The sequence below is a fragment of the bacterium genome (genome assembly GCA_036524115.1).
GTDB lineage: Bacteria > JAUVQV01 > JAUVQV01 > JAUVQV01 > DATDCY01 > DATDCY01.
The window spans coordinates 1-5,874 of record DATDCY010000275.1 but is presented as its reverse complement, the minus strand read 5'-3'; the positions used below and the strand labels follow the sequence as shown (position 1 = coordinate 5,874).

The 5,874-nt window shown below is 73.9% G+C and carries 7 protein-coding genes; 4 read left to right on the top strand and 3 right to left on the bottom strand.

The features are described from left to right. Positions 1 to 20: 20 nt before the first annotated feature. Positions 21 to 179, top strand: a complete 159-nt coding sequence (locus tag VI078_13125) for an RsmE family RNA methyltransferase (GenBank protein HEY6000224.1) — start codon at positions 21 to 23, stop codon at positions 177 to 179. Between the two features lie 442 nt (positions 180 to 621). Here the strand turns inward: VI078_13125 and VI078_13120 are convergent, their stop codons facing one another. Both VI078_13120 and VI078_13115 read right to left on the bottom strand, forming a co-directional pair. Continuing rightward, positions 622 to 1,341 (bottom strand): hypothetical protein, encoded by a 720-nt coding sequence (locus tag VI078_13120; protein HEY6000223.1) that lies wholly within the window; start codon positions 1,339 to 1,341, stop codon positions 622 to 624. Positions 1,342 to 1,375: 34 nt separating this feature from the next. Continuing rightward, the gene (locus VI078_13115; GenBank protein HEY6000222.1) at positions 1,376 to 2,353 is read right to left on the bottom strand and encodes a TIGR01212 family radical SAM protein; all 978 of its coding nucleotides are present in this window, start codon (positions 2,351 to 2,353) and stop codon (positions 1,376 to 1,378) included. 22 nt (positions 2,354 to 2,375) lie between these two features. Here VI078_13115 and mnmG point away from each other — a divergent pair, with 22 nt between their 5' ends. Beyond that, the gene (gene mnmG, locus VI078_13110; protein HEY6000221.1) at positions 2,376 to 4,277 is read left to right on the top strand and encodes a tRNA uridine-5-carboxymethylaminomethyl(34) synthesis enzyme MnmG; all 1,902 of its coding nucleotides are present in this window, start codon (positions 2,376 to 2,378) and stop codon (positions 4,275 to 4,277) included. Here the strand turns inward: mnmG and VI078_13105 are convergent. Further along, positions 4,219 to 4,617, bottom strand: coding sequence for a hypothetical protein (locus VI078_13105; protein ID HEY6000220.1), 399 nt, complete (start codon positions 4,615 to 4,617; stop codon positions 4,219 to 4,221). The genes mnmG and VI078_13105 overlap by 59 nt on opposite strands. Positions 4,618 to 4,710: 93 nt before the next feature. Between VI078_13105 and VI078_13100 the strand changes: the two genes are divergently transcribed. Both VI078_13100 and VI078_13095 read left to right on the top strand, forming a co-directional pair. Beyond that, positions 4,711 to 4,992 carry a helix-turn-helix domain-containing protein gene (locus VI078_13100; protein HEY6000219.1) on the top strand — a complete coding sequence of 94 codons (282 nt, stop codon included), beginning with the start codon at positions 4,711 to 4,713 and terminating at the stop codon, positions 4,990 to 4,992. Positions 4,993 to 5,020: 28 nt separating this feature from the next. Then, positions 5,021 to 5,874: hypothetical protein (locus VI078_13095; protein ID HEY6000218.1), on the top strand; the 854-nt coding region annotated here is incomplete at its 3' end.

The following is a 5,874-nucleotide window of genomic DNA, read 5'->3' as shown; positions in this document are numbered from 1 at the left end:
GGCGGGCGCCGGCGCGGGTCCTGCTCGCGGTCGGGCCCGAGGGCGGCTGGGTGCCCTTCGAGCTGGATCTGCTGCAGCGGCACGGGTTCGCGGTCGTCGGCATGGGCCCGCGCGCGCTGCGCACGGACACCGCCTGCCTCGTCCTGCTGGGCCTGATCGCCGAGCATCTGCGGGGCTGACGAGTTCGCGGCGCAGGGTTCCGTGTCGGGCCCCGGCGCGCGGGCGCCTGGTCGCTTCCGTCTCACTGCTGTGCATGGGCCCGCGGGGGCGGGGCGGCGCCGTGCGGCCGCTTCGTTACGCGCTCGACCGCAGCTCGTCCGGCCTTCCGCTCGAAACCTGTAACTCGCCCCTGCGGGGCTCAGACAACAGGTTTCGCCCTTCGGGCCGCTCCAGTCCGGTCGCTGCGGTTCCCTCGCGCTCCACCATGCGTCCGCCCGTCACCGCCCCGCCCCCGCTCTGGCCCAAAGCCGACTTGCTGATCGCATTCATGATCGGCAGGCTGCCGAGAAGGGTCCAGATGCAAGGCGGGCGACGAGGCGGATGCCGAGGCGGGCTGGTGCCCGCCGCAGGCAGGCGCGAGGAGTGCAACGCCGCAGACGGCCCCTTATCAGCGGCCGACGCCTACGGACGGAAGTCGGCGTCGGTCAGCGGGGGATTGACCGTGATCTTCGAGACCATCGTCGCCCCCGTGTTGCGGCCGGAGGCGAAATTCCCCTCGTGGAACGGGAACAGCACCCCGTCCACGCTGCGGTAGTCCCAGTACTCCGTCACGAAGCCGGTCTGCATCCCGGGCACGTCGAGATCGCCCTGCGAGCGGACGATCCGCCCGGAGGTCAGATCGACGAACGCCGTCACCTTCATGCCCGGGCCGAGCGGCACCGCGATCCCCTGCAGCGCCCCGCCGTGCTCGGGGGGCAGCAGCTTCGCCTCGGCGCGCCGCTCATCGAGCAGCCAGGGCAGATTCGCGCGGCCCGCCTGCACGATCATCGAGCCGAGCAGGAAGCCCTCGACCGGCTCGGGCGCAAGGTGCCCTTCGCCGCCGGAGCGCCAGCCCCTGGCCCCGTCGAGGATGCGCGTCTCCGGCCGCCCCGGGTAGTCGAGGACGACCCGCAGGCGGTCGGGCCGGGCGAACGTGCGTACGAACGAGCCGGTGCCCTGCATGACGGAGGTGATGCGTCCCTCCATCCGATAGGAGCGGACCTTCGCGAGGGCCGCCTTCCCGCCGTGTGCCTCGAGCACGCGGTCGATCAGCGCGTCGGCCTCCCCGGCGCGGGCGGCCCCGGCGAGCGCCAGGAGCAGCACTGCGGACGCGGGCGCCAGGCGCAGGGGACGGAGAGTCATCACGGTCCCGAGATACACCAGCGGCGCCGCGGCGTCAAACCGGCGGCGTGCGGGAGGTTGCGGCCCGGTCGGCGCGTGCCCCCTGCCGGGAGCGGCGCCGCGCCAGCTCGGCCTCGATGGCTTGAAGCACGGCGAGCTTGGCGCGGCTCCAGTCGGGCGCCAGGAGGATGTCGCGGTAACCGTCCGCGGTGAGGCGCTCGACGAACACCGCGGGCGGCAGCAGCTCGAGGAAGTCGGCGACCCAGCCGGCGTACGCCGGCAGATCGGGCAGGGCCACCGCGCCGCGCCGCCACTGGTCCGCCAGCGGCGTCCCCTCGAGCACCAGCAGCGCGTGGATCTTCACGCCCGCGATCGGCAGCGTCGCCAGGGCGCGCGCGGTCTCCCGCATCATCGCCGGCGTCTCGCCAGGCAGACCAAGGATCACGTGCGCGACGACCTCGAGGCCCCGCGCCGCGGCCCGGCGGACGGCGTCGTCGAACTGCTCGCGCGCGTGGCCGCGGCCGATGCGGGCGAGGGTGGCCGGGTGCGCCGACTGCAGACCGAGCTCCAGGTGCACGCGCGTCCGCCGCCGGTAGCCGGCGAGCAGGTCGAGCGTCTCGTCGGGCACGCAGTCGGGCCGCGTGCCCACTGCGAGGCCGACGACGTCGGGCGAGAAGCCGACCGCCTCGTCCCAGAGCGCCCGCAGGCGCGCCGGCGGCGCGTCGGTGTTGGTGAAGGTCTGGAAGTAGGGGATGAAACGCTCGGCGCCGTGGCGCAGGTAGCGCTCGCGCATCGCCGCGAGCTGGGCCGTCACCGACGGCAGCGGCCCCGCCCGGCGCAGCGCGGACCCTCGCCCGTCGCAGTAGATGCATCCGCCCGTCCCGCTGCGCCCGTCGCGGTTCGGGCAGGTGAAGCCCGCGTCGATCGGCAGCTTGGCGACGCGCGCGCCGAAGACGTTCCGCAGATACGACTTGAAATCGTAATAGTCCTTCCGGTCATCCCAGAACGCCGGATGGTCGGTGCGCACGGACATGGGCAGATGGTACGATCCGCGCATGCCGGAATGTCAAGCGGGCTCCTTCGATCTCATCGTCGTCGGCGCCGGCCACGCCGGCTGCGAGGCCGCGCTCGCGGCCTCCCGCATGGGCTGCGAGACGCTGCTCCTGAACCTGAGCCTCGACACCATGGCGCTCATGGCCTGCAACCCGTCCGTCGGCGGCCTCGGCAAGGGACAGCTCGTGCGCGAGATCGACGCGCTCGGCGGCGCCATGGGGAAACTCGCGGACGCCACCTGCATCCACGCGAAGACCCTCAACGCCTCGCGCGGCGACGCTGTGCGCGGCACGCGCATGCAGAACGACCGGCAGGCCTACCGGCTGGCGATGAAGCGCCTCCTCGAGGGGCAGCCGGGGCTGCACCTGCGCCAGGGACGGGTCGAGCGGCTGCTGCTCGAGGGGCGGCCCGGCGGCCCGGGCGTCCGCGTGGCCGGCGTCGAGCTGGCGGGGGGGCTTTGCCTGCGCGCGCGGGCCGTCGTGCTCGCGGCCGGCACGTTCCTCGACGGCGTCGTGCACATCGGCGAGTGGCGTACCGGCGCGGGGCGCGCGGGGGAGGAGTCCGCCACGGAGCTGGCGCTGCAACTCCGGGACCTCGGCTTCGAGGTCGGCCGCCTCAAGACCGGCACCCCGCCGCGCCTGCGCCGCGCGAGCCTCGATCTCTCGGGCATGGAGGAGCAGCGGGGGGACGAGCGGCCCCGGCCCTTCTCCTTCGACGCCGACCCGGACGCCTTCGCGCCGGCGCAGCTGCCCTGCCACCTGACGTGGACGACGGCGGCCACGCACCGGCTGCTGCGCGGGAACATCGCGCGCTCGCCGCTGTACGCGGGCGCGATCACCGGTGTCGGCGCGCGCTACTGCCCCTCGCTCGAGGACAAGGTCATGCGCTTCGCCCACAAGGAGCGCCACCAGGTGCTCATCGAGCCGGAGGGGCGCGACACCGAGGAGGTCTATGCCAAGGGGCTCGGCACCTGCCTGCCGCTGGAGCTGCAGCAGGAGCTCGTGCGCAGCGTCCCCGGCCTGGAGCACGCGGAGATCATGCGTCCCTCCTACGCCGTCGAGTACGACTTCGTGCAACCGACCCAGCTCGCCGCGACGCTCGAGACGAAGGCCGTGGGCGGTCTCTTCCTCGCCGGCCAGGTCAATGGCTCGTCGGGCTACGAGGAGGCGGCGGCGCAGGGAATCTGGGCGGGGGTCAACGCCGCCTGCCAGGTGCAGGGCCGCCCGCCGTTCCTGCCGGATCGCTCGGAGGCGTACCTGGCGGTCCTCGTCGACGACCTGGTCACCCGCGGCACGCGCGAGCCCTACCGGATGTTCACCTCGCGCGCGGAGTGGCGCCTGCTCCTGCGCGAGGACAACGCCGACCTGCGCCTGCGGGCCCGCGGGCGCGAGCTGGGCCTCGTCGGCGACGACGCCTGGGCGCGCTTCTGCACGCGGCGCGACGCGATCGAGGCCGAGATCCGCCGCCTGCGCGAGGCGCGGCTCGCGCCGTCCGGGGCGGTGAACGCCGGTCTCGCCGCGCTCGGCACCGCGCCCATCGCGGAGCCCGCGACGCTCTGGACGCTCCTGCGCCGGCCGGGGATCGAGTGGCGCGGGCTGTGCGCGTTGCACGGCGAGGTTCCGCAGCTTCCGGAGGACGTGGTCTTCCAGGCTGCGGTGCAGGCGCGCTACGAGGGCTACATCGGCCGCGCCGCGGCGGAGGTGGCGCGCTTTCGCGAGCAGGAGCGGCGGCGGATCCCGACGGGATTCGACTACGCCTCGGTCCCCGGGCTCTCGCACGAGGTGCGCGAGAAGCTCGCCGCGGTGCGGCCGGCCTCCCTCGGGCAGGCCGCGCGCGTCGAGGGCGTCACGCCGGCGGCCGTGTCGATCCTGACTGTTCTCCTGAAGGGGCGGGGAGGAGCTTGACGAGGTAGAGCCGGGCCATGCCGCGCCGGTAGCCGCGGACGCCCTTGATCCAGCGGTGCAGCTGTGTGTCGTAGTTCTCGATGAAGTCCTGGTAGTCACGCCCCGGCACGAGGAAGTTGCTGCGCGCCCGGTCGCCGCCGCAGGCGTCGGCCAGCGCCTCGAGCAGCGCGTCCCCGCCGTTGCGCCCCGTGGGATCCACCACGAAGGTGGCGCCGCACGCGCAGCGCCCGCCGGGCAGCAACGACAGCGTGTCCGCGCGCTTCCTCGGGCGCGGCAGCGCGGCGCCGCAGAACGGGCACGCGGGCGGCTCGCCGTGCTGGCGGAGCGTGGGCATGGCCATGGCGGCGAGGATAAGCGCGCGCGCCGCACTTGACAACGACTTTCCCGTGGAGTCAGATGCGCACCAAAGAGGACACGGCGCGATCGTCTCGGCATGACAGCGAAGAAACAGGGCTCCGGCAAGAGCACCGTCAGTCTCGGCAACGCGCTCGAGGAACACGTCGCGGGCTGGATCCGCGCCGTCGAGCGCACCGGCCACTGGACGCGGCGCAGCGACATCCACGAGCGGCTGATGGCCGAGGTGGAGAAGATCGTGATCCGCGCGGCGCTCGAGAAGACGGACTTCGTCCAGACCGAGGCCGCCGACTTCCTCGGGCTCAACCGCAACACGCTCGCCAAGAAGATCAAGCAGTACGACATCCGGCTGCCGCGCTAGCCCTGCGCGGTGCAAGGGGGATTCAAGAATGCGTGCGTTGCGCTGCATGGTCAGCGGTTCTCTCGTGGCGCTCGTCGTCGTCGCCGCGGCCGGCCCCGGCGCCCTGGCGGCGCCCGCCCCGTCGGGCGTCACCGATCCCTATCAGCGGACGGCCCTCGCCCTGGCGCAGGGCCTCGTCGCGATGTTCCCGCCGGCCCAGGGGTACGTTGTCTCCGCCGGCGGGGGCGAGGTCTTCGTCGACCTGGCCGAGAAGGATCTCATGCGCCCCGGGATGGAGTTGCAGCTCTATCGCCCCGGCGCCGAGATGGTGCATCCCGTGACGAAGCAGGTCCTGGGGACCTTCGAGACGGACCTCGGCTACCTGCGGTTGACCGAGGTCCGCGACACCTGGTCCCGCGGGAAGGTCGAGGCGGCCGGCTCGGCGGCCGTCGCCGCCGGCGACCGCGTCCGGATGTCGGCGCGGCGGCTGCGGGCGCTGCTCGCGATCTCCGGTTCCGCCCCGGGCGTGGAGGCCGGACCGCTCGCTCTCGCGCTGCTCGGCCGCGTCGGGGAGTCGGGCAGGTTCACCCTGGTGGACGAGCCGGCCTGGGCCCCCTCGCTCGCGGGGCTGGGGGCGACGCCGCAGGCGGTGGCGGCCGACGCGGAAACCCTTCGCAAGCTGGGCGCGGCTGCCGGTGCGGACCTGCTGCTCCTCACGACGGTGGAACCCGGAAGTCGTCCCCTCGTGGCGATCGACGTGCGGTCGCTGCGGACGGGCGCCGCGCTCGGTGTGCTGCGCGAGGCGTGGCCGGCTCCCGCCGATGCGGAGCCGGCGTCGGCGCGTCTGCCCGTGAGACCGCCCGCCGCCTCCGCGGCGGCGCCGTCCGGAGCCGCCCTCCCGCC